This window comes from Pseudomonas sp. KH_040 (assembly GCF_057839305.1).
Genome location: NZ_CM174487.1, coordinates 2,279,643 through 2,303,675, shown reverse-complemented (window position 1 = coordinate 2,303,675; position 24,033 = coordinate 2,279,643). Strand labels below are relative to the sequence as shown.

The window sequence follows — 24,033 nt, the reverse complement described above, 5'->3', positions numbered from 1 at the left end:
CTTAACCCTCCTTGACCAGGCCGAGATCGGTCAGCACGTTGCGGGTGGCGTTGTAATAACGCACGTACCCGGTGCAACGGCAGACGTGATGGCCGAGGCTGTCCTCGATGACTTGTTCGAGCTTGCTTTGCACGGTCGGCTGGCGCTGCAGCTTTTCGACCAGCACGGTCGCGGCGTTGACGAAGCCCGGTGCGCAGTAGCTGCACTGGAAGGCGAACTCGTCGACGAAGCGCTGCTGGATCGGGTTCAGTTCAGTGACCTGGCCCGATTCGTCACGCTTGGCGTGGGATTCGATGGTGCGGACTGTCTTGCCTTCGAAGTAATGCGCGCCGGTGATGCAGGTGCGCACTTCTTCGCTGGTGCCGTCCGGGTTGTCGACGATCACCACGCAAGCGTGGCAGATGCCCTGGCCGCAGCCCAGACGCGAGCCGGTGAGGTTTTTGTATTCGTGCAGGTAGTCGATCATCGGCAGGTCATCAGGGATGTCCACCGGGCCGACGGATTGACCATTGAGGGTCAGTTGAAGCGGACGGTTAGCCATTGAGGGCCTCCTTGATGCGCGTAGCAGTGATGGGCAGATCGCGAACACGTTTACCGATGGCGTGCGCCACGGCGTTACCGATGGCACCGACAATCGGGATCATCACCACTTCGGCGATACCTTTGGACGGGTCGCTTGGCGACAGCGGCGGCAGAATCTCCGAGGTCTGTTTCCACACCGCAACGTGGCGCGCCATCGGCAGACGGTAACGGTTGAAGTTCCAGTCACCCTCCCCCGGCCCACCTTCGTACAGCGGCATCTCCTCCATCAACGCGTGACCGATGCCCATGGCGATACCGCCTTCGAGCTGGCCCTTGACCAGTTCTTCGACCAGCACACGACCGCACTCGACCCACGAATGGTGGTTGAGCACCTCTACATCCAGCGAGCCCTTGTTGACCTTCAGTTCGACCAGCGTGGCGACCGGGCTGTAATAAGTCACGGCAGCGTTGTTCAACTGCACAACCGGGTAATTGATGTTCTGGCGATCCAGCAGGTGGAAACCAGACGTGGCCATCAACGCTTTCTTCGCTTTCGGCGCGCCGTCACCGTATTTCACGGCGAGACCATCGAGCGGCAGACGCTCGCGCACGCCGTCGATGCTGTATTCGGCCTCGGCCCAGCTCCAGCGGTTGAACGCGTGAACGGTGGCGCCAGTCACCAGACCACGCTCGTGAGCGCGCTTGGCCAGCTCTTCGAAGCTCAGCGGCTGCATGCCGTTAGCCGTGAGTTTGCCGTCGACCCAATGCGCATCTTCGCGACGCACAACGTAAGGGTTGGCTTGACCGCCGTAAGGACCCTGACGCCAGATTTCCATGGCCGCCGGCCACAAACCATTGTTGAACAGCACTCGCGCCGCTTCACGGGTGGCGTGACTGAAGTAGTACGCCGAGTTGGTCGCCGACGAGGCCGAAGCCAATTTGCCGACCCAACGCGGGTTGCGCAGCAGATTGTCCTGTTCGGCCTGGCTCATGATGTAAGGGTTGCCGCTGGTGATTAGCTGCATTTCCTTCCATTCGGTTTCGCCAGTCTTTACTTCGTGCGCCGGGCTGCCAAGGAAATCAGCTACGACCAAGGCTTGCGAGGTGGACATGCCGGTACCGATTTCAATGCCGATATGGCGCAGGGTGATGCGACCGTCAGCAGTGAATTCGATGCTGGCCATCGGCGCTTCCGAACCGGTGCCGAAGTCCTTCTGGCAGATGGCGAAACCGACGCCGTACCAGTTATCCGGGTCTGCGGCTTCGCGCTGTTTCTTGATCGCGTCGCGGTTTTTCCAGACTTCGTGCACCGAGGCCTTGTCGAGGATTTCGTGCAGACGCAAGGCACCGGCCGGGATCGCGCCCTGGGTGTTTTTCATACCGGAACGCAGAGCATTCTTGCGACGCAAGTCGATGGCATCGACACCGAGGCGGTTGGCGATTTCGTCGACCATCATCTCGGTCGCCGCCATGCTTTGCAGGGTGCCGTAACCACGCATCGAACCGGCCTCAACACCACGCGAGTGGTAGGCAGTAACTTGCAGGTCGTTCTGCGGCATGTAGTAGATCGACTGCGCCGCCGTGGCGCCAACTGCGGCTACCGATGGGCTGTAGTTGATCCGGCCACCACCGTCGACGCTCATTTCGGCGCGGAAAATCTTGAAGCTGTAGTCGTTCTTGTCCACGGCCAATTGGTAGCGGATGTCGAACGGGTGACGCTTGATACCGCTCTGGAATTGCTCGTAGCGATCGTTGGCCAGACGCACCGGCACACCGGCGCCGTACAGCGCAGCAAGGGCTGCGTAGTAGACGAAGATGTTGTGGTCTTTGGAACCGTAACCGACGGTGTAACCCGGGTGCATGTTCAGGTTATCGAGGCCGAAACGCGACGGCGCGATCATTTTCGCGGTCTCGGTCGCAGCTTCCAGTGGGCACTGGGTGGCTACCACGAAGTGCAGAGTCTTGGTTTTCGGATCGTACCAGCCGTTGCCGTTGTCCGGCTCCATGGCGGCCGGTTCGATCGACGGGGTTTTGTAGCGCTCGTCGAACACCAGCCAGTTGTCCGGCGGCGTATCGATCTCTTGCTTCATGCGGTCGGCGTAAAACAGGCCACGCTCGGTCAGGTTGCCGTGCAGGTTCGGCTGGGAATTCCATACCGGACGACGGTTTTTCAGCATCGGGAACAGGATCGAGTCCTTGAGGCTGGCGAATTCGTCTTCGTCTGCCGAGGTCGCGCCGCCCACACGTACGTAGCGGAAGCTGCCATACGGATCGCCTTCGTAGAACGGCACTTTTGCACCGTAACGAATCGCTTTGTCATTGAATTTGAGTTTGTTCTTGGCCTGACGGAAACGCTCGAAGTCGTTCCAGATCAGGATCGCCACAGGATGACCGATGAACATCGGCACCTTGCCTTCCGGCAGCAGTGGATCCGGGGCGTGCTCTTCCGGGAAGACGATGCCGTCCTTGTCCAGATCCGCGGCGGTGACGATGCGATCAGGCTGCAAATCGGCGCCGAGCCACGACAGGTCGTAACCGGCGTAGATGCGGTCAGCCTTGATGGTTTTCAGCAGCATGGCGTGGCCTTGCTGCTCGGGCCAGCCCGGCATGTCCTTGGAGCGGATGTCGCGGGCAAAGACTTTGCTGCCGCAGACTTTGGACAGTGCGTCGTTACGCTGACGCGCCTTGCCATTGTTGCCGAGCCATTTCTCGGACGGCACGGTGACGCTGTTTTCCATCAAGGCAGCCAGCGCCTGACTGCTGAGCGGCGTGAGCGTGACGCTCACACCCGCCACCAGCCCGCCCTGGAGGAACGAGCGCCGGGATATTTCACGGTTGGACATGGATCATCCTCTGGGCGGTTATGTGTCCGCCCTTCTGGTTATCTACTGGGGAATCTCGAGTCTTGCAGAAGCCCTTTCTGGCGAAACAAAGGGCGTGTTGACAGTGCAAAGCTGACCGAAAGGTTAACTTTAAAGGTTTCTGCGCTCGCAGCAAACAACCAGTTACGAAAATTTGACTAAAGAATCAAAAAATCAATGCGACGTGGCACCGCAGGATGTTTACAGGCATCCCTTGCAGGAGCTGTCGAGTGAAACGAGGCTGCGATCTTTTGATCCTGTTTTTTACCATCAAGATCAAAAGATCGCAGCGTGCCGCAGCTCCTACAGGGAGCCGGGTTGCGTGATGGGAGCGGAAGGCAAATTTCAGACACAAAAAACCCCGGTCTTTCGACCAGGGTCTTTGCTATCGATTCCGAATCAACCAAAGGTTGCTTTCGGTGCTTCAAGGCGTTCAGTGGTCCTTGAAGCAGATATGGCGCAGCGGACGGGACTCGAACCCGCGACCCCCGGCGTGACAGGCCGGTATTCTAACCGACTGAACTACCGCTGCGTATCGCTTTGAGCTTGCGCTCAAGTAACTCGTTTTGACTGCAGGCTTCGGTGCCTTGCAATCGCGAACCAGACAATGCCTGACTCGTAAAATATGGCGCAGCGGACGGGACTCGAACCCGCGACCCCCGGCGTGACAGGCCGGTATTCTAACCGACTGAACTACCGCTGCGCGTCGGTGCAGGCACTTTCAGCCTACGTTCTTGCTTACGCAAGTTTCTCGGGGAGTGGTGGGTGATGACGGGATCGAACCGCCGACATTCTGCTTGTAAGGCAGACGCTCTCCCAGCTGAGCTAATCACCCGTTTGCATCTCCGAGGCCGCGAAATTTACGCAGGTAGCAGACCTAAGTCAATAGCAGGATTGAAGTTTTTCTGAAAAAGACGAAATTGTTTCCATCCTGCAAAACCGCTTTCGCGAGCGAACCCGCTCCCACAGGGGGTCTGCATTCCGAATGCGGGAGCGAGCCTGCTCGCGAAGGCGTCAGTTGATTCAACGCAAATTCAGAGAAAAAGGCGATCTACTCGCTGTAGATCATCTTTTTCGTCATGCCGCCATCGACGACGAACTCCTGCCCGGTGACAAAACCAGCATTCCTCGACAGCAACCAGGCGACCATGGCCGCCACGTCCTCGACCGTCCCTACCCTGCCCGCCGGATGCTGAGCATGATCAGCATCCGCCAAAGGCTCCGCTCGACGTGCAGAAGGATCACGCGCATCGATCCAGCCCGGACTGACGGCGTTGACGCGAATCTCCGGCCCCAGACTGATTGCCAGCGCATGCGTCAGCGCCAACAAACCGCCCTTGCTCGCCGCATACGCCTCGGAGTCCGCTTCCGACTGCCGCGCACGAGTAGAGGCCAGATTGACGATCGAACCGTTGTGCGCACGCAGATACGGCGCACAGTGCTTGGCCAGCAACATCGGCCCGCTGAGGTTTACCGCCAGCACGCGGTTCCAGTAAGCCAGGTCGAGACTTTCGAGCGTGATGTTGTGCGGGTCAGCGACCGCCGCATTGCACACCAGTGCATCGAGGCGACCAAACTGTCCCAACACCTCAGCGACACCCAGCGCAACCTGAGCCTCATCAGCAACGTCCATCGCGATGAACCAGGCATTTTCGCCCAGCACCTTCGCCACTTTCGAACCGCGCGCACGATCCAGATCCGTCAGCACCACTTGCCAGCCTTCGCTGATCAACCACGCCGCAATCCCCAGACCAATGCCACGCGCGGCCCCCGTGACCAGCGCAACGCGGCCATGGGTACCCGCTGACGGAGTGGACAACTCGATCACAACGCCGCCAGACCGCGCGCCAGGTCGGCTTGCAGGTCGACTACGTCTTCCAGACCGACCGCGATGCGAATCAGGCTGTCACGAATGCCCGCAGCTTCACGCTCCTGCGGCGCCAGGCGGCCGTGAGACGTGGTGCTCGGGTGCGTGATGGTGGTTTTGCTGTCACCGAGGTTGGCCGTGATCGAAATCAAGCGGGTTGCATCGATAAAGCGCCACGCGCCCTCTTTGCCGCCCTTGACCTCAAAACTCACCACCGCACCGAAGCCCTTCTGCTGACGCCGGGCCAACTCGTGCTGCGGATGACTCTTGAGACCGGCGTAATGGACCTTCTCGATGCCGTCCTGCTGCTCCAGCCATTCGGCCAGCTCCTGGGCATTGGCACAGTGCGCCTTCATCCGCAGGTTCAGGGTTTCCAGACCTTTGAGGAAGATCCATGCGTTGAACGGGCTCAAGGTCGGCCCGGCAGTGCGCAGGAAGCCGACGACTTCTTTCATCTGCTCGCTGCGACCGGCAACCACGCCGCCCATGCAACGGCCCTGGCCGTCGATGAACTTGGTTGCCGAGTGCACAACGATGTCAGCCCCCATTTTCAGCGGCTGCTGCAAAGCGGGCGTGCAGAAGCAGTTGTCGACCACCAGCATCGCGCTTTTGGCGTGAGCGATTTCAGCCAGTGCGGTGATATCGACCAGTTCCGCCAAAGGATTGGATGGTGATTCGACGAAGAGCAGTTTGGTGTTCGACTTGATCGCCGCATCCCAGGCCGACAGATCGGCCAACGGTACGTAATCGACTTCAACGCCGAAACGCTTGAAGTACTTCTCGAACAGACTAATGGTCGAACCGAACACACTGCGCGAAACCAGCACGTGATCGCCGGCGCTGCACAAGCTCATCACCACCGCCATGATGGCGGCCATGCCGGTGGCGGTCGCAACGGCTTGCTCGGCGCCTTCCAGCGCAGCAATGCGCTCTTCGAACGCACGCACGGTAGGGTTGGTGTAACGCGAGTAAACGTTACCCGGCACTTCGCCGGCAAACCTTGCGGCCGCATCGGCGGCGGTGCGGAACACGTAGCTGGAGGTGAAGAACATCGGATCACCGTGCTCGCCTTCCGGCGTACGGTGCTGACCGGCACGTACGGCCAGGGTATCGAACGCTACGCCTTCGAGATCGCTGTCCAGCCGACCGGCATCCCATTCCTGACTCATGCTGTCACTCCTTGCCCTGTTCGCGAAAATTGAAAGTCAGATACAAAACCGGCCCCTCAGGGCCGGTAGAAACTCAGTTGTTGTACAGATCGATGATCGCACTGACCGCCTGGGTCTTGATCTTCGAGGAGTCGTTACGCGCCTGTTCGATCTTGTTCAGGTACGCCTCGTCGACGTCGCCGGTAACGTACTTGCCGTCGAACACTGCGCAATCGAAGTTCTCGATCTTGATCTTGCCGCCACCGACCGCTTCGATCAAGTCAGGCAGGTCCTGATAGATCAGCCAGTCAGCACCGATCAGATCCGCCACGTCCTGAGTCGAGCGATTGTGCGCGATCAGTTCGTGCGCGCTCGGCATGTCGATGCCGTAGACGTTCGGGAAGCGAACCGCTGGAGCCGCCGAGCAGAAGTAGACGTTTTTCGCGCCGGCTTCGCGGGCCATCTGGATGATCTGCTTGCAAGTGGTGCCGCGCACGATCGAGTCGTCGACCAGCATCACGTTTTTGCCGCGGAACTCCAGCTCAATGGCGTTGAGCTTCTGGCGTACCGACTTCTTGCGCGCAGCCTGGCCCGGCATGATGAAGGTACGGCCGATGTAACGGTTCTTGACGAAACCTTCGCGGAATTTCACGCCCAGGTGGTTGGCCAGTTCCAGTGCCGCGGTACGGCTGGTGTCCGGAATAGGGATAACCACGTCAATGTCGTGCTCTGGACGCTCGCGCAGAATCTTCTCAGCGAGCTTCTCACCCATGCGCAGACGGGCCTTGTAGACCGAAACGCCGTCGATGATCGAATCCGGACGCGCCAGGTAGACGTGTTCGAAAATGCACGGAGTCAGGGACGGGTTGGTCGCGCACTGACGGGTGTGCAGCTTGCCGTCTTCAGTGATGTAGACCGCTTCGCCCGGCGCCAGGTCGCGAATCAGGGTAAAACCAAGCACGTCCAGCGAAACGCTTTCCGAGGCGATCATGTACTCGACGCCTTCGTCGGTGTGACGTTGGCCGAACACTATCGGACGGATGCCGTGCGGGTCGCGGAAACCGACGATGCCGTAACCGGTCACCATGGCCACTACCGCATAACCGCCGACGCAACGGTTGTGCACGTCGGTCACGGCGGCAAACACGTCTTCTTCGGTCGGTTGCAGCTTGCCGCGCTGGGCCAGCTCATGGGCGAACACGTTGAGCAGCACTTCCGAGTCGGAACTGGTGTTGACGTGACGCAGGTCGGATTCGTAGATCTCTTTGGCCAACTGTTCAACGTTGGTCAGGTTACCGTTGTGCGCCAGGGTGATGCCGTAAGGCGAGTTGACGTAAAACGGTTGGGCTTCGGCCGAAGTCGAGCTGCCCGCGGTCGGGTAACGGACGTGACCGATGCCCATGTGGCCGACCAGACGCTGCATGTGACGCTGTTGAAACACGTCACGCACCAAGCCATTGTCCTTGCGCAGGAACAACCGGCCATCATGGCTGGTCACGATACCGGCAGCGTCCTGGCCGCGGTGCTGGAGCACGGTTAGCGCGTCATACAGCGCCTGATTGACGTTCGACTTACCGACGATACCGACGATGCCACACATGCGACGCAACCCCTACTTAATGGATCTGAACTGAACAACACTCACTGAGGCGTTTTCGCCGACGGCAAGAGTTGCTCCTTGAACGGAATATCAGCGGGTACGCTGATTCCGCTGGCAAGCCACTGACTGCTCCACCCGAGAATCAGGTTTTTGGACCAATCAGCGACCAATAGAAATTTTGGTACGAGCTGTGATTCTTTCCACCACCCGTCCTGCTGTACCGGCCCCAGGCTCAACAGCCCGACCGCCACGACCACCAGCAACACGCCACGCGCTGCGCCGAAGGCCATGCCGAGGAATCGATCGGTCCCGGACAACCCGGTGACGCGTACCAACTCGCCGATAAGATAATTGATCATTGCGCCCACGATCAGTGTGGCGACAAACATGATGGCACAGCCCGCGATCACGCGAGCCGATGGGGTTTCGATGTATCCGGCGAGGTACTCGGACAATGAGCCACCGAACATCCAGGCGACGACTCCTGCGATGATCCAGGTCACCAGCGATAATGCTTCCTTGACGAAGCCGCGGCTCAAACTGATCAAAGCGGAGATGGCGATGATTGCAACGATCGCCCAGTCAACCCAGGTAAATGGCACAGTGCAGCCTACAGACGGATAAGGCGGCGCATTTTAGCAGAGCGCATGCCTCTCGGTAAGCTGCGATTGTCAGTGCATTTCAATCGAGGTGATAGTTTTCAACCGCGCTCAGGCTGGAAGCGTACAACAAAACCCTTGAGGTTCTGCTGACGACCCAACAGATCACGCAGACGATCAGCCTCGGCACGCTCGATCAGCGGGCCGACAAACACCCGATTCTTGCCATCGGCCGAGCGGATGTAGGCGTTATAGCCCTGACTGCGCAGGGTTTTCTGCAGGCTTTCGGCGCTGGCGCGGCTCGACAGACTGGCCAGTTGCACCGACCAGCTCACCGACAGGCCGTTGGCATCGACGCGGCTTTGCGTGGTGTCCGGCTTGCTCGAGGATGCAGTGATCGGCTGAGCAGGTGCCGGAATCGGCTTGGCCACCGCGGGCGGCGCAACAGGCTTGGTGATCATGATAGGCGCTGTTGGCGCCGGTGCGACGGGCGCAGCAGGCGCTGTGTCTTCGGCGACTTCTTCATCCGTTGGCACTGGCTCCTGCGGCAAGGCTTGCGGCTCAGGCACGGCCACCGTTTCCATTTGCACTTGCGGCATGGCCGGCGCTTGCGGAGCTGCCGGCGCCTCAACGGTTACCTGACGCTGCTCGTCCTGGCGGGAAAACAGCATCGGCAGGAAGATCACCGCCAGCGCAACCAGCACCAAAGCGCCAACCATGCGCTGCTTGTACGCTTTATCCAGCAAAGCCATTTGCCGCTTCCTCCGTGGAGCGCCGGGCTAACCATTCAAGGGCCTCGGCGACACAATAAAATGATCCGAACAACAGAATCTCGTCGTCGCTGGTGGCTACCGCGCACTGCCCTTCCAGCGCGGCGGCGACACTGTCATAAGACGTGACGGACGCGCCAAGGTTCTGCAGGGCCGCATGCAACTCACTCACCGGCCGAGCGCGCGGTGAATCCAGCGGCGCTACCGCCCAATGCTCGACACTAGCATTCAACTCGCCGACAACACCATCCAGATCCTTGTCCGCCAGCAGACCAAACACCGCCAGGCGCTTGCCGACCGGTGGTCGCGAGGCCAGCCGGCGGGCCAGATACTCGGCCGCATGCGGATTGTGCCCAACATCCAGCAACAGATTCAGACGCTTGCCGTTCCACTCGAACGAGCGACGATCCAGTCGACCGACCACGCGCGTCGCCTGCAATGCCGCCACAATCTGTTGCGAATCCCACGGCAAACCGAGCAGCAGATACGCCTGCAACGCCAGTGCGGCGTTTTCCATCGGCAGATCAAGCAGCGGCAAGTCACGCAGTTCAACCACTTGCCCCTGCGCATCGGTGCCGCGCCATTGCCAGTGCTGATCAGTAATACCGAGGTCGAAGTCACGCCCACGCAGGAAAAACGGACAGGCCAGTTCACGCGCCTTGTCCAGCAATGGTTGCGGAGGATTCAGATCGCCGCACAAGGCAGGTTTGCCCTGACGGAAAATTCCGGCCTTCTCGAAAGCCACGGACTCGCGGGTGTCGCCCAGATAGTCGGCATGATCGACGCCAATGCTGGTGACCAGCGCGATATCGGCGTCGACCACATTGACCGTATCCAGACGCCCGCCCAGACCGACTTCCAGCACCACCGCATCAAGCCTGGCCTGTTGAAACAGCCAGAACGCCGCGAGGGTGCCCATTTCGAAGTAAGTCAGCGAAGTATCGCCGCGCCCGGCCTCGACCGCCGCGAAGGCTTCACACAGCTGCGCGTCAGTAGCTTCGACGCCATTGATCTGCACCCGCTCGTTATAACGCAGCAGGTGCGGGGAATTGTAGACACCAACGCTCAGGCCCTGCGCCCGCAGCAATGAAGCCACGAAAGCGCAGGTCGAACCCTTGCCGTTGGTGCCAGTGACCGTGATCACCCGAGGCGCCGGCTGGCCCAGCCCCATGCGGGACGCTACCTGTTGCGAACGCTCCAGACCCATGTCGATGGCCGACGGATGCAACTGCTCAAGGTAGGCGAGCCATTCGCCAAGGGTGCGCTCGGTCATAGGCCAGCAGGTACCGGAGGAACCACGATTGGCTCGATTGGCGCGGCGACGAATTTCGGCGTCGGCTTGCCAGTCATCTGTGCCAGCAGGTTACCCAGGCGCGGGCGCAGTTCCTGACGGTGGATAATCATGTCGATCGCACCGTGCTCCAGCAGGAATTCGCTGCGCTGGAAGCCTTCCGGCAGTTTTTCACGCACGGTTTGTTCGATAACGCGCGGACCGGCGAAGCCGATCAGGGCTTTCGGCTCACCGACGATCACGTCGCCAAGCATCGCCAGACTCGCCGAAACACCACCGTAGACCGGGTCGGTCAGTACGGAGATGAATGGAATGCCTTCTTCACGCAGACGCGCCAGCACAGCCGAAGTCTTGGCCATCTGCATCAGCGAGATCAGCGCTTCCTGCATGCGCGCACCACCGGAGGCGGCGAAGCAGATCATCGGGCAGCGATTTTCCAGCGCGTAGTTGGCGGCGCGCACGAAGCGCTCACCGACGATGGCACCCATGGAACCGCCCATAAAGGCGAATTCAAAGGCCGAAACCACCACTGGCATGCCCAGCAAGGTACCGCTGACGGAGATCAGCGCGTCTTTTTCGCCAGTCTGCTTTTGGGCAGCGGTCAGGCGATCCTTGTACTTCTTGCCGTCACGGAATTTCAGACGGTCAACCGGCTCCAGATCGGCGCCCAGTTCGTTGCGACCTTCAGCATCGAGGAAAATGTCGATGCGCGCACGTGCGCCGATGCGCATGTGGTGGTTGCATTTAGGGCAAACGTCCAGGGTCTTTTCCAGCTCTGGACGATACAACACCGCCTCGCAAGACGGGCATTTGTGCCACAGACCTTCAGGGACCGAGCTCTTCTTGACCTCGGAACGCATGATCGAAGGGATCAGTTTGTCTACTAACCAGTTGCTCATGCTTTCTTTCTCCAGTACCGGCGGCCCGAACGCTCTGGTTCGCAGCCCCGCGTATGCCCTTCAGCTAAATTCATGTGTGTGGCGATGGTTGCCGGACTGCCACGATCAGCGCGAAACATGACCTGCGTGCGATCCAGAAACCCTCAGCCGCGCCTGCTTTGTGCAAGTGCATTGATGGACGGCGGCAGACTGCCAGCCGTCACATCAATATCGGAACCGGCAGGTTCCTATATTCCTTTTACGGCGTTGATGAACGCGCGGATCTTTGCGTGATCCTTGATGCCTTTGCTCGCTTCCACCCCGCCACTGACATCCACCGCATACGGTTTTACCCGTTCCACGGCATCTGCGACGTTCTCCGGGGTCAAACCACCCGCGAGAATCAACGGCTTGCTCAACGTCTGCGGAATCAATGACCAGTCGAACGCCTCACCGGTTCCGCCGGGCACACCTTCGACATAAGTGTCGAGCAGCACGCCACTGGCGCTCGGATAGGCATCAACCGCCGCCGCAATGTCATCACCGGCCTTGACCCGCAACGCCTTGATGTACGGACGATGCCAGCCTTCGCAGTCTTCAGCGACTTCATCACCATGAAACTGCAACAAATCCAGCGGCACGGCGTCGAGGATTTCACCCAACTCGCAACGGCTGGCATTGACGAACAGCCCTACGGTAGTCACAAACGGCGGCAATGCCTGAATAATCGCCCGCGCCTGCTGTACGGTTACCACACGCGGACTCTTGGCATAGAACACAAACCCGATCGCATCCGCCCCGGCCTCAACGGCGGCCAGCGCATCTTCTATGCGGGTAATCCCGCAGATCTTGCTGCGAACGGCTGACATATCGAGAAAAACTCCGAGGCAAAATCCGGGAAAGTCCCGGATGGTAACAAAAGCGTTCGAGGGCGTCAGCCGTCAAGTTCGGAGAATCCCGTAAGGAAATGTGGCCCGATAAAACGCTCGGGCAACGGGAATTCGTCGTGGTACTCGACCTGTACCAGATACAAGCCGTACGGATGCGCGGTCACCCCACCGGAGCGGCGCTCGCGGCTTTCGAGGACTTCCTTCATCCACTCCACCGGACGCTCGCCAGCACCAATGGTCATCAGCACGCCAGCGATATTGCGCACCATGTGATGCAGGAAGGCATTGGCGCGAATATCGAGCACGATCATCTTGCCGTGACGGGTCACGCGCAGGTGATGCATCTTCTTGATCGGCGACTTGGCCTGGCACTGACCGGCGCGGAACGCGCTGAAATCGTGAGTGCCGATCAGATACTGCGCGGCCTCGGCCATGCGCTCGACATCCAGCGGGCGATGATTCCAGGTGATTTCTTCATTGAGATGCGCCGGGCGAATCTGATCGTTGTAGATCACGTAGCGATAGCGCCGGGCGATGGCTTTGAACCGCGCATGGAAATGCGCCGGCATCACCCGAGCCCAACTGACGCTGATGTCATGGGGCAGATTGATGTTGGCGCCCATGACCCAGGCTTTCAGCGAACGATCGACCGTTGTATCAAAGTGCACCACTTGTCCGCAGGCATGCACGCCGGCGTCGGTGCGTCCGGCGCACTGTAGCGAAACCGGTGAGTTGGCGACTTTCGACAGGGCTTTTTCCAGCTCTTCCTGCACCGTCGCCACACCCGTCAACTGACGCTGCCAGCCGCTGTAACGCGAGCCTTTGTACTCAACGCCCAACGCGACGCGGTAAAAGCCGTCGGGAGCCATTTCGGCGACCGGGTTATCTATGTTTGCCAAGGTGGGACAGCCTGCTGTTTGTGCAAAGGCGGGCATTATAAGGCTGTGGACCGGGGATACCAGTTTCAAGATCAAAAGATCGCAGCCTTCGGCAGCTCCTACATGAGATGGCGTTCCCCTGTAGGAGCTGCCGAAGGCTGCGATCTTTTGATTCAAAAAAGACAAACAAAAACGGCAGCCTCAATGGCTGCCGTTTTCGTTTACCTCTGAACTTACGCTAAGTGCGAAAGCATTTCCTGAGCTTCTTTTTTCTGTGCCTCGCTCCCCTCACTGGCGACCTCGTTGAGGATGTCGCGTGCGCCGTCGCTGTCACCCATGTCGATGTAGGCCTGAGCCAGATCAAGCTTGGTAGCGGCTTCATCAGTGCCAGCGAGGAAGTCGAAATCGTCTTCACCCAGATCAGCACCGATTGCCGCATCGGCTTCGGTGAAGGTCGGCTCGGCAATGGTTTGCGACAGACGATCCAGCTCGGCGTTGACGTCATCCAGTTCGGCAGCGAACGCATCCGGCTCAGCCGCAGGATTGCTGTCCATTTCGTCGGCCAGTGACAGATCGAAATCGGCCGGCAGCTCCAGATCATCTTGTGGCACGTCAGCCACCACCGGCGGTTCGACTGGCGGCAGATCCTTCACGCCTTCGTCCAGATCCAGCAGGAAGTCATCGTCCGCCAGGTCAACCGCAGGCGCCGGTTCGGCACCCAGGTCCAGATCGAGGTCGAAGTCCGACAGATCATCCAGGTTCTCTTTGATATCGGTCTGCTGTTGCAGCACCGATTCGAAGCTCAGGTCGTCGTCCGCCGGGAATTCATCCAGCTCGACCGGCGCTTCAGGCTCAACCACCGGCGCCGGCTCAACCGGCGTGATGTTGTCGAGATCGTCCAGACTCAAATCAAACGCGCTGTCCAGATCGTCTTCCACAGGCGCTGGCGCCGGTGCTTCAGGCTCATCCAGCAGCAAATCCTTGACGTATTGCGCGTCCAGTTCGGCGGCCACGGCAGCAGCGGCCAGACCTGTCGCAGCGACGACGGCCATGGCCGGGAAGCGGCTTTTCAGCTCTTCGACCTTGGCGAAGTTGTCACCATTGGCCACCAGTTGACGCTCTTGACCGACGAACGCATCGCGGTCGCCCTGCTGACCGTAGACTTCCATCAGCTTCAGACGCAGATCACTGCGTTGCGGCTCCAGGCTGACGCCCTCTTCCAGCAGTGCAGCAGCCTGATTCAGGCGACCGGCGTTGATGTGCGACTGCGCCTTGTCGAGCACGTCATCCGAGCGCTCGGCGGCCGGCGCCACCAGCGGCGCCGCAATCGGTTCAGCCATCACGATCGGGGCAACTACCGGAGCCACTACGGGTGCCGGAGCAGGTGCCGGGGTGTTGAGCCTGACGCTCGCCGCCGGGGTTTCCAGACCTTCGAAGCTGCTTTCCGGCAGATCCTGCTCGGCGGAGAACTCTTGCTCTTCCGACAGAGCGCGGGCCATGCGCAGATGTTTCTCGGCTTCCTGCTGGGCCTTGCGGCGACGTGCCAGCAACAACAGCAGGAGCAGCAGAACCACTACACCGCCACCGACCAGACCCAACAGGATCGGATTGGTCAGCAGCTCATTGAAGGTTTTCTCGTCATCGACAGGCGGCTTCGGCGCCACCACTGGCTCGACGACTGGCGTTTCAGCCGGTGGCGCAATGGCGGACTCTGGCGTCGGCGCCGCTTCTGCCGGAGTGGCTGGCGGCGTGGCAGCCAGTTCAGCCGTGATCGCAGGCACCGCCGGTGCAGCAGCGTTGGCGGCCGGCGCAGCGCCCGCCCCTTCGGCCTGCAGTTTTGCCAGCTGATTGTTCTTCAGCTCGATCAGTTTTTGCAGCTTGTCCAACTGACTTTGCAGATCGGACATGCGGCTTTTCAGTTCCTCGTTATCACGACGGGTCGTGTCGAGGCTTTCCTGAGTGACCGCGAGCTTGTTGCTCAAGGCTTTAGCATCACCCGCCGGGCCTTTGCCGCGGGACTTGGCGCTTTCAGCAGAAACCAGACTCAGATTGTCCTGAGCGTTCTGCGCGGCACCGGAATTGCCGCGACCACGATTGGTCGCATCGAGCTGCTGCTGACCGGTGCCCGGTTTGGCCACATAACGACGGCCCTGACGCCAGGCTTCGTTCTGCGCAGCGACTTCGGCAATGGCCTTCGACTGTGGCAACGCAGTGCTTTGCACGGAATCCGGCAGGCGCAGCACCTGACCGGTCTTCAGGCGGTTGATGTTGCCACCGATGAACGCATCCGGGTTCAGCGCTTGAATGGCCAGCATGGTCTGCTGCACCGAACCGCCGGTACGCGCTTTCGCAGCGATTTCCCACAGGGTGTCGCGCGGCGTGGTGGTGTATTGCGTCGAGTGCGTGGCGCCCGTGGTCGGCGCAGTGATGGTCTGCGACGGCGCCGGTTGCGCGGCGGCATCAGCGGTCTGCGGCGAGAACTTCGATGGATCGAGCAGCACGCTGTAGTCGCGCAGCAGACGGCCGTTCGGCCACATCACCTGGACGAGGAATTTCACCATCGGTTCCGACAGCGGTTTGCTCGAGGTCACGCGCAGCACGCTTTTGCCACTGGCGTTGAGCACCGGGGTGAAGGTCAGATCATTGAGGAAGGCCTGGCGATCGACGCCGGCCTTGGCAAAGTCTTCAGCTGAAGCCAGGCTCGGCACCACTTCGGCAGCGGTGAGATCCTTGACGTCGAGCAGCTCGATTTCAGCCACCAGCGGCTGGTTCAGGGTCGACTTCAGGGTCAGCTCCCCGAGCCCGAGGGCATGCGCCATACCGGAGGACAGCGCCGAGGCGGCCGCTATTGCTAACACCAGTTTGCGAACTTGAACCATAGCCTCATCCTTTGTTTGAACGTTCCTCGGCCAGCGAGAAGATGTTGAATACCGCTGCCGTAAGGCATTGCGCGCGACGACGACAGATGCCGCGCGCGATCATTTCTTTGATGCCCCGGAATGTCCCGGAGGGTGACACGTTATCAAGCGATCTGGGCAAGCATAGCGCTCACCTAGAATCAGTCGACAAATTGTTGCCAAGTATCTTTTACAGCAGGTCTTTTATCAACAACTCAGCCACCTGCACAGCGTTAAGGGCCGCGCCCTTGCGTACGTTATCTGACGTCAGCCACAGATTAAGTTCCGCCGGGTCGTCAACACCGCTGCGCACGCGACCGACATAGACAACATCCTGCCCTACCGCGTCACCGACTGCGGTCGGGTAATCACCGGCTTCGACCAGCTCGATACCGGCCGCGTCTTCGAGTGCAGCGTTGACTTTTGCCAGGTCGACAGCCGACGCTGACTGCAAGGTCACGCTAAAGCTATCGCCAAAAAACACCGGGGCTTGAACGCAAGTTGCGGAAATCTTTAATAAAGGCAGCGCCAGCACCTGACGCAACTCGCGCACCAGACGTTTTTCCAGCAGCGTGTGGCCCTGCGCGTCAGGCGTGCCGACCTGCGCCAGCAGGTTGAAAGCCATCTGCCGATCAAAGAAGGTCGGTTCCAGCGGGCGCATGTTCAGCAGCTCGGCGGTCTGTCGCGCCAGCTCGGTCACGGCTTCACGACCTTGGGCGGAAACGGCCAGATTGGCGGTGACATTCACATATTGCAGATCGATCAGGTCGAGCAGCGGCGCCAGTACCACGGCCAGCGAAGTAGCCGACGGGCTTGGGCTGCTGACCTGGAACGGTGCTTTCAAACTGGCGAGTACTGCGGCGTTGGCTTCCGGCACCAATTGCGGCGCCTGATCGGCCGGCAGCGCACCGGACAGGTCAATCAGCGAGCAACCGGCGGCGTGGGCACGCGCGGCGTAGCTCAAGGTGATGGCCGGGCCGGCGGCGAAGAACACCAGTTTGACCTTGCTGAAATCGAATTCATCGACTTCACGAACGCGCACGTTCTTGTTGCGAAACAGCACCGAACTGCCAGCAGATTCGCTGCTCGCCAACAGGTGCAGGTTGCCGACCGGGAAGTCGCGCTCTTCGAGAATCTGTACGAGGGTTTCGCCGACAGTACCGGTGGCGCCGATCACGGCAATATCTAGGGTCTGGGTCATGGTGCGAGCCTCTGGCGAAACGGGGGGAGCGGCACTTTACCGGGTGACCGCCATGCAGGCAATTTCTGCCGAGGATTTGCGGCGCCTGCACCGGCCTCATCGCTGGCAAGCCAGCTCCCACAATGGGCGGTGCGATTCACAGATTTTATGTACTCCACAAATCCCTGTGGGAGCTGGCTTGCCAGCGATGGGGCCAATCCAGACACCCGAGAAACCACAGGCATAAAAAAACCCGCACCTCTCACAAGGCGCGGGCTCTTTCATTGCTGCAAACGATCAACGCTCAAGCAAAATCCGCAGCATGCGACGCAGCGGTTCGGCCGCGCCCCACAGCAGTTGGTCGCCGACGGTGAAGGCACCGACGAATTGCGAACCCATGTTCAGCTTGCGCAGACGACCCACCGGTACATTCAGGGTGCCAGTGACCTTGGTCGGGCTCAGCTCCTGCATGCTGATCTCGCGCTGGTTCGGCACCAGTTTGACCCAAGGGTTGTGCTGGCTGATCAGCCCTTCGATATCAGCGATCGGCACGTCTTTGTTCAGCTTGATGGTCAGCGCCTGGCTGTGGCAACGCATGGCGCCGATGCGCACGCAGATGCCGTCGACCGGGATCGGGCTCTTGAAGCGGCCGAGGATCTTGTTGGTCTCAGCCTGAGCTTTCCATTCTTCGCGGCTCTGGCCGTTCGGCAGTTCCTTGTCGATCCACGGAATCAGGCTGCCGGCCAAAGGTACACCAAAGTTTTCCGTCGGGTACGCTTCGCTGCGCATGGCATCAGCAACGCGACGGTCGATGTCGAGGATCGCGCTGGCCGGATCGGCCAGTTGATCAGCGACAGCGGCGTGGGTCGCGCCCATTTGCTTGATCAGTTCACGCATGTTCTGCGCGCCGGCACCGGAAGCCGCCTGATAGGTCATGGCGCTCATCCACTCGACCAGACCGGCCTCAAACAAGCCGCCCAGGCCCATCAGCATCAGGCTGACGGTGCAGTTGCCGCCGATGTAGTTCTTGGTGCCCGCATCGAGCTGCTGGTCGATGACCTTGCGGTTGACCGGATCGAGAATGATCACCGCGTCATCGTTCATGCGCAGGCTCGAGGCCGCGTCGATCCAGTAACCCTGCCAGCCGGCTTCGCGCAGTTTCGGGAACACTTCGCTGGTGTAGTCGCCGCCCTGGCAGGTCAGAATCACGTCGAGGGTCTTCAGCTCATCAATGCTGTAAGCATCCTTGAGCGGAGCAATGTCCTTGCCCACGGACGGACCTTGGCCACCGACGTTGGACGTGGTGAAAAACACCGGCTCGATTAAATCGAAATCCTGCTCTTCCAGCATCCGCTGCATGAGCACGGAACCGACCATCCCGCGCCAACCGATCAGACCTACACGTTTCATCGCAACTACACCTTCTTGAAAAGTGGGCCGCTGCTTTGTATTGAATTTCGCAGCGGGCCCGAGAGATTACAGATTCCGCAGCGCGGCGACTACTGCGTCGCCCATTTCCTGCGTACCGACTTTGCTACAACCGGCCGAATAGATGTCGCCAGTGCGCAACCCTTGATCGAGCACAACGCTAACGGCTTTCTCGATGGCATCGGCCGCATCGTGCAGATTGAAGCTGTAACGCAGCATCATCGACACCGACAGAATGGTCGCCAACGGGTTGGCGATGCCTTTACCGGCGATGTCCGGAGCGGAACCGTGGCAAGGCTCGTACATGCCCTTGTTATTGGAGTCCAGCGAGGCCGACGGCAGCATGCCGATGGAACCGGTGAGCATCGACGCTTCGTCGGACAGAATGTCGCCGAACATATTGTCGGTGACAATCACGTCGAACTGCTTCGGTGCGCGCACCAGTTGCATGGCGGCGTTGTCGACGTACATGTGGCTCAGTTCGACTTCCGGATAATCCTTGGCCACTTGCTCGACCACTTCACGCCACAGTTGACTGGACGCCAGCACGTTGGCCTTGTCCACCGAGCAGAGCTTCTTGCCACGGACCATGGCCATGTCGAAACCGACGCGGGCGATGCGGCGGATTTCGCTTTCGCTGTACGGCAGCGTGTCGTAGGACTGACGCTCGCCATTTTCCAGGGTACGGGTGCCGCGCGGCGCGCCGAAGTAGATGCCGCCGGTCAGCTCACGAACGATGAGGATGTCCAGACCGGCAACGATTTCCGGCTTCAGGCTCGACGCGTCGGCCAGCTGCGGGTACAGGATCGCCGGACGCAAGTTGCCGAACAGGCCCAGTTGCGCACGGATTTTCAGCAGGCCGCGCTCAGGGCGGATGTCGCGCTCGATGGTGTCCCATTTCGGACCGCCAACGGCCCCCAGCAGAACAGCGTCAGCAGCGCGGGCGCGGTCGAGGGTTTCATCGGCCAGCGGTACGCCGTGCTTGTCGATGGCGGCGCCACCGATCACGTCATGGCTCAGCTCGAAGCCCAGGTTGTACTTGTCGTTGGCCAGCTCCAGCACCTTGACCGCTTCGGCCATGATTTCCGGACCAATACCGTCACCTGGGAGAATCAGAATCTGCTTGCTCATGCTTTCCTCGTGTCTTCAGTCGGTGCGCCACCTTAGGCGCGCCCGGAAAAATTCTTATCGCTCGGCCATCAGCACGATTACATCTGTACTGAACGAGCCATCGGCATCAATCTCAAAATATTCGCGCACTTCATTGCCCATCGACTGCTGCAACTGGCGGATCGCCGCGCGCATTATTTCAGGCGTGCGCATGCGCTCAACCCAACTGGTGTATTCCAGACGCAGGCGCTGACGCGTGGTACTGCGCACATGCAAACCGGCCTCGCTGACCTGCCGCAGCCACTCAGCGGCGGAATAATCGCGCACATGACTGGTGTCGCGCAGCACTTCGACGCTTTGCAGGTAAGTGTCGAACAACGGACTGCCCGGTGACAACACATCCACGAATGCCGCCACACCGCCCGGCTTCAGCACCCGACGCACTTCGCGCAGGGCCACACCGAGATCGCTCCAGTGATGCGCCGAATACCGGCTGAACACGAAGTCGAACTCGCCATCGGCAAACGGCAAACGCTCAGCGGCGCCGTTGACCGTGGCGATGTTGGTGAAACCGCGATCAACAGCAGCGGTGGCGACCACGTCGAGCATTTGCTGTGACAGGTCGTAGGCAACCACTTCCCTGACCAACGGCGCGACGTGGAAACTGACGTGACCGGCGCCGCAGCCCAAGTCCAGCACCCGAGCCTCGCCCTGCCCGGCCAGCTCAGCTTGTAGCAGTGCGAATTCGGTGCCCTGAGCGTGAACGGCGCTGCTCAGGTAGGCTGCGGCCTGTTCACCGAATTGCTTCTGGACAACCTGGCTGTGTTGGGCGGTGCTGGTCATGGGATCTTTCCTTGAATCTTATGGTGCTTGTTCCGGCCTCATCGCTGGCAAGTCGAATCGTCGAACCGCAGCTCCCACAGGTTTTGTGAACAACGCAAATCCCTGTGGGAGCTGGCTTGCCAGCGAAGGGGCCGGCCCTGACTACATCAATCTCGAATCATTATGCGTCGCGGAACAACCAAGGCTGGCTCACACGATGCTTGGCCTCAAACGTCGCAATCGCATCACCGTCCTGCAAGGTCAAACCAATATCGTCCAGACCGTTCAACAGGCAGTGCTTGCGAAACGCATCGATCTCGAAGCTGTACACCTTGCCATCCGGACGGGTCACGGTCTGCGCTTGCAGATCGACCTGCAGTTGATAACCCGGCTCGGCCTCGACCTGCTTGAACAACTCATCGACTTCAGCGTCGCTCAAGATGATCGGCAACAAACCGTTCTTGAAGCTGTTGTTGAAGAAGATGTCGGCGTAGCTCGGCGCGATGATGCTGCGGAAACCGTATTCTTCCAGCGCCCATGGCGCGTGCTCACGGCTGGAGCCGCAACCGAAGTTCTCGCGGGCGAGCAATACGCTGGCGCCCTGATAACGCTCGGCGTTGAGGACGAAATCCTTGTTCAGCGGGCGCTTGGAGTTGTCCTGATACGGTTGCCCGACATCGAGGTAACGCCACTCGTCGAACAGGTTCGGGCCGAAACCGGTGCGTTTGATCGACTTCAAAAACTGCTTCGGAATGATCTGGTCGGTGTCGACGTTGGCACGATCCAAAGGCGCGACAAGACCAGTGTGCTGGGTAAAAGCTTTCATGCTGCGCTCCTTTAGATCAATTCACGAACGTCGATGAAACGACCGTTCACCGCTGCCGCCGCCGCCATGGCCGGGCTGACGAGGTGGGTACGGCCACCGGCGCCCTGACGGCCTTCGAAGTTACGGTTGGAGGTCGAGGCGCAATGTTCGCCGGACTCCAAACGGTCCGGGTTCATCGCCAGACACATCGAGCACCCCGGCTCACGCCATTCGAAACCGGCTTCGAGGAAAATCTTGTCGAGACCTTCGGCTTCTGCCTGAGCCTTCACCAGACCCGAGCCCGGCACCACGATCGCTTGCTTGATGGTCGAGGCGACTTTGCGGCCCTTGGCGATTACCGCCGCAGCGCGCAAGTCTTCGATCCGCGAGTTGGTGCAGGAACCGATGAATACGCGATCCAGCTGAATGTCGGTGATCGCCTGATTGGCAGTCAAACCCATGTATTTCAAGGCACGGACGATCGAGTCGCGTTTGACCAGATCCATTTCCTTGGCCGGGTCCGGCACGTTTTGGTCAACGGCCAAAACCATTTCCGGGGAAGTGCCCCAACTGACTTGCGGCTTGATCTGCGCAGCGTCGAGTTCAACCACGGTGTCGAACTTGGCGTCGGCGTCGGAGACCAGATCTTTCCAGGCTTCGACGGCCATATCCCACTGCTCACCTTTCGGTGCGAATGGACGGCCCTTCACGTAGTCGACGGTTTTCTGATCCGCTGCCACCAGGCCAACACGGGCACCGGCTTCGATGGACATGTTGCAGATGGTCATGCGGCCTTCGACGGACAAGTCGCGGATCGCGCTGCCAGCGAATTCGATCGCGTGACCGTTACCGCCGGCGGTGCCGATCTTGCCGATCACCGCGAGAACGATGTCCTTGGCGGTCACGCCGAACGGCAATTGCCCTTCAACGCGCACCAGCATGTTCTTCATTTTCTTCGCGACCAGGCACTGGGTGGCGAGCACATGCTCGACCTCGGAAGTGCCGATACCGTGGGCCAGAGCGCCGAACGCGCCGTGGGTCGAGGTGTGCGAGTCGCCGCAGACCACGGTCATGCCCGGCAAGGTCGCGCCCTGCTCCGGGCTGATGACGTGGACGATGCCTTGGCGCACGTCGTTCATCTTGAACTCGACGATGCCGTATTCATCACAGTTGTCATCGAGGGTCTGAACCTGCAAACGCGAGACCTGATCGGCAATGGCTGCGATGCCGCCCTTGCGCTCCGGGGTCGTCGGTACGTTGTGGTCCGGGGTCGCGATGTTGGCATCGATGCGCCAAGGCTTGCGCCCGGCCAGACGCAGGCCTTCGAAGGCTTGCGGCGAAGTCACTTCGTGGATGATGTGACGATCGATATAGATCAGCGCCGAGCCATCGTCGCGCTGCTTGACCAAATGCGAATCCCAGAGCTTGTCGTAGAGCGTTTTGCCGGCCATCAGACGGTTCCTCATCAGCTTGTTTCTATGCCCTGGGCTTATCAATAACCCTTTGGCTTGTGAGGCCGATCCTATGGGGTTAGATTAAATAACTCAAATTCATATTTTTTATGCTTTGGATAACCAACTGGAATACGAACATGGATCTGGCCAACCTCAACGCTTTTATCGCGATTGCCGAGACCGGCAGCTTCTCCGGCGCCGGCGAACGCCTGCACCTGACGCAGCCGGCGATCAGCAAACGCATCGCCGGGCTGGAGCAGCAGTTGAAGGTGCGGTTGTTTGATCGGCTGGGCCGTGAAGTCGGCCTGACCGAGGCCGGCCGCGCCCTGCTGCCGCGGGCTTATCAGATTCTCAACGTGCTCGATGACACTCGCCGCGCGCTGACCAATCTGACCGGCGAAGTCAGCGGGCGCCTGACACTGGCGACCAGTCACCACATCGGTTTGCACCGTTTGCCGCCGCTATTGCGGGAATTCACCCGTCGTTACCCACAGGTTGCGCTGGATATTCAGTTCCTTGATTCGGAAGTGGCCTACGAAGAAATTCTCCATGGCCGCGCCGAACTGGCGGTCATCACCCTGGCGCCGGAACCTCACGCACTGGTCAAAGCCACACCCGTCTGGGACGACCCGCTGGATTTCGTGGTTGCCCCGGAGCATTCGCTGATCAGCAATGGCCCGGTCAATCTGGCGGACATTGCCGGTCATCCGGCGGTTTTCCCCGGTGGCAACACCTTCACCCACCACATTGCCCAACGCTTGTTCGAGGCCCAAGGCCTGACGCCGAATATCGCCATGAGCACCAACTATCTGGAAACCATCAAGATGATGGTCTCGATTGGCCTGGCCTGGAGCGTTTTGCCGCGCACCATGCTCGATGAGCAGGTGGCAAGCATCGTATTGCCGGGCATACAGCTCAGTCGCCAGCTAGGCTATATCCTGCACACTGAACGGACGCTCTCGAATGCGGCACGGGCCTTTATGGCCTTACTGGATGCACAAATCGATCTGCCAGGGACTTGAGGCCAACTTGT

General features: G+C 60.0%; 19 protein-coding genes and 3 tRNA genes. 1 reads left to right on the top strand and 21 read right to left on the bottom strand.

From position 1 onward, the window contains the following. Nucleotide 1 precedes the first annotated feature (1 nt). From AC3IUF_RS10235 to leuC, 21 genes are all read right to left on the bottom strand, one after another. Complete coding sequence (locus AC3IUF_RS10235; RefSeq protein ID WP_463542675.1) at nucleotides 2–541, bottom strand: (2Fe-2S)-binding protein; 540 nt, start codon at nucleotides 539–541, stop codon at nucleotides 2–4. Next, nucleotides 534–3,365: a xanthine dehydrogenase family protein molybdopterin-binding subunit gene (locus AC3IUF_RS10230; RefSeq protein ID WP_489280958.1), complete on the bottom strand. Its 2,832-nt coding sequence runs from the start codon at nucleotides 3,363–3,365 to the stop codon at nucleotides 534–536. Before AC3IUF_RS10230 ends, AC3IUF_RS10235 begins: the two co-directional genes overlap by 8 nt. A 473-nt stretch (nucleotides 3,366–3,838) precedes the next feature. Further along, nucleotides 3,839–3,915, bottom strand: a tRNA-Asp gene (locus AC3IUF_RS10225). Between the two features lie 94 nt (nucleotides 3,916–4,009). Then, nucleotides 4,010–4,086 (bottom strand) — tRNA-Asp (locus AC3IUF_RS10220). Nucleotides 4,087–4,142: 56 nt separating this feature from the next. Then, a tRNA-Val gene (locus AC3IUF_RS10215) sits at nucleotides 4,143–4,218 on the bottom strand. A gap of 216 nt (nucleotides 4,219–4,434) precedes the next feature. Next, entirely contained in the window at nucleotides 4,435–5,211 is a 777-nt protein-coding gene (locus tag AC3IUF_RS10210; protein ID WP_007913464.1) for an SDR family oxidoreductase, read from the bottom strand. Further along, complete coding sequence (locus AC3IUF_RS10205; protein ID WP_414894142.1) at nucleotides 5,208–6,419, bottom strand: O-succinylhomoserine sulfhydrylase; 1,212 nt, start codon at nucleotides 6,417–6,419, stop codon at nucleotides 5,208–5,210. Before AC3IUF_RS10205 ends, AC3IUF_RS10210 begins: the two co-directional genes overlap by 4 nt. Nucleotides 6,420–6,492: 73 nt before the next feature. Next, nucleotides 6,493–7,998 (bottom strand): amidophosphoribosyltransferase, encoded by a 1,506-nt coding sequence (purF, locus tag AC3IUF_RS10200; protein WP_007913462.1) that lies wholly within the window; start codon nucleotides 7,996–7,998, stop codon nucleotides 6,493–6,495. A gap of 41 nt (nucleotides 7,999–8,039) precedes the next feature. Then, on the bottom strand, nucleotides 8,040–8,600 hold the full coding sequence (locus AC3IUF_RS10195; protein ID WP_007913461.1) for a CvpA family protein: 561 nt from the start codon (nucleotides 8,598–8,600) through the stop codon (nucleotides 8,040–8,042). A gap of 98 nt (nucleotides 8,601–8,698) precedes the next feature. Further along, nucleotides 8,699–9,349 (bottom strand): SPOR domain-containing protein, encoded by a 651-nt coding sequence (locus AC3IUF_RS10190; RefSeq protein ID WP_007913460.1) that lies wholly within the window; start codon nucleotides 9,347–9,349, stop codon nucleotides 8,699–8,701. Next, a complete protein-coding gene (gene folC / locus AC3IUF_RS10185) occupies nucleotides 9,333–10,640 on the bottom strand; it encodes a bifunctional tetrahydrofolate synthase/dihydrofolate synthase (RefSeq protein ID WP_489280957.1) in 1,308 nt (435 codons plus the stop codon). Before folC ends, AC3IUF_RS10190 begins: the two co-directional genes overlap by 17 nt. Beyond that, nucleotides 10,637–11,557, bottom strand: coding sequence for an acetyl-CoA carboxylase, carboxyltransferase subunit beta (accD, locus tag AC3IUF_RS10180; RefSeq protein WP_007913458.1), 921 nt, complete (start codon nucleotides 11,555–11,557; stop codon nucleotides 10,637–10,639). Before accD ends, folC begins: the two co-directional genes overlap by 4 nt. A gap of 227 nt (nucleotides 11,558–11,784) precedes the next feature. Further along, on the bottom strand, nucleotides 11,785–12,405 hold the full coding sequence (locus tag AC3IUF_RS10175) for a phosphoribosylanthranilate isomerase (RefSeq protein WP_489280956.1): 621 nt from the start codon (nucleotides 12,403–12,405) through the stop codon (nucleotides 11,785–11,787). A 65-nt stretch (nucleotides 12,406–12,470) separates the two neighbouring features. Then, nucleotides 12,471–13,295 (bottom strand): tRNA pseudouridine(38-40) synthase TruA, encoded by an 825-nt coding sequence (truA, locus tag AC3IUF_RS10170; protein ID WP_034152768.1) that lies wholly within the window; start codon nucleotides 13,293–13,295, stop codon nucleotides 12,471–12,473. Nucleotides 13,296–13,537: 242 nt separating this feature from the next. Further along, entirely contained in the window at nucleotides 13,538–16,183 is a 2,646-nt protein-coding gene (locus tag AC3IUF_RS10165) for a motility hub landmark protein FimV (RefSeq protein WP_489280955.1), read from the bottom strand. A gap of 208 nt (nucleotides 16,184–16,391) precedes the next feature. Next, on the bottom strand, nucleotides 16,392–17,402 hold the full coding sequence (locus AC3IUF_RS10160) for an aspartate-semialdehyde dehydrogenase (protein WP_463542673.1): 1,011 nt from the start codon (nucleotides 17,400–17,402) through the stop codon (nucleotides 16,392–16,394). A gap of 276 nt (nucleotides 17,403–17,678) precedes the next feature. Next, the gene (asd, locus tag AC3IUF_RS10155; RefSeq protein WP_007913448.1) at nucleotides 17,679–18,791 is read right to left on the bottom strand and encodes an aspartate-semialdehyde dehydrogenase; all 1,113 of its coding nucleotides are present in this window, start codon (nucleotides 18,789–18,791) and stop codon (nucleotides 17,679–17,681) included. Nucleotides 18,792–18,857: 66 nt separating this feature from the next. After that, entirely contained in the window at nucleotides 18,858–19,940 is a 1,083-nt protein-coding gene (gene leuB, locus AC3IUF_RS10150) for a 3-isopropylmalate dehydrogenase (RefSeq protein WP_123374813.1), read from the bottom strand. A gap of 54 nt (nucleotides 19,941–19,994) precedes the next feature. Continuing rightward, nucleotides 19,995–20,762, bottom strand: a complete 768-nt coding sequence (locus tag AC3IUF_RS10145; RefSeq protein ID WP_489280954.1) for a class I SAM-dependent methyltransferase — start codon at nucleotides 20,760–20,762, stop codon at nucleotides 19,995–19,997. A 160-nt stretch (nucleotides 20,763–20,922) separates the two neighbouring features. Next, nucleotides 20,923–21,567, bottom strand: a complete 645-nt coding sequence (gene leuD / locus AC3IUF_RS10140) for a 3-isopropylmalate dehydratase small subunit (protein WP_007913445.1) — start codon at nucleotides 21,565–21,567, stop codon at nucleotides 20,923–20,925. Nucleotides 21,568–21,578: 11 nt separating this feature from the next. Then, nucleotides 21,579–22,997 (bottom strand): 3-isopropylmalate dehydratase large subunit, encoded by a 1,419-nt coding sequence (gene leuC, locus AC3IUF_RS10135; protein ID WP_007913443.1) that lies wholly within the window; start codon nucleotides 22,995–22,997, stop codon nucleotides 21,579–21,581. Nucleotides 22,998–23,137: 140 nt separating this feature from the next. Here leuC and AC3IUF_RS10130 point away from each other — a divergent pair, with 140 nt between their 5' ends. Continuing rightward, nucleotides 23,138–24,022 carry a LysR family transcriptional regulator gene (locus tag AC3IUF_RS10130; RefSeq protein WP_489280953.1) on the top strand — a complete coding sequence of 295 codons (885 nt, stop codon included), beginning with the start codon at nucleotides 23,138–23,140 and terminating at the stop codon, nucleotides 24,020–24,022. Nucleotides 24,023–24,033 lie beyond the last annotated feature (11 nt).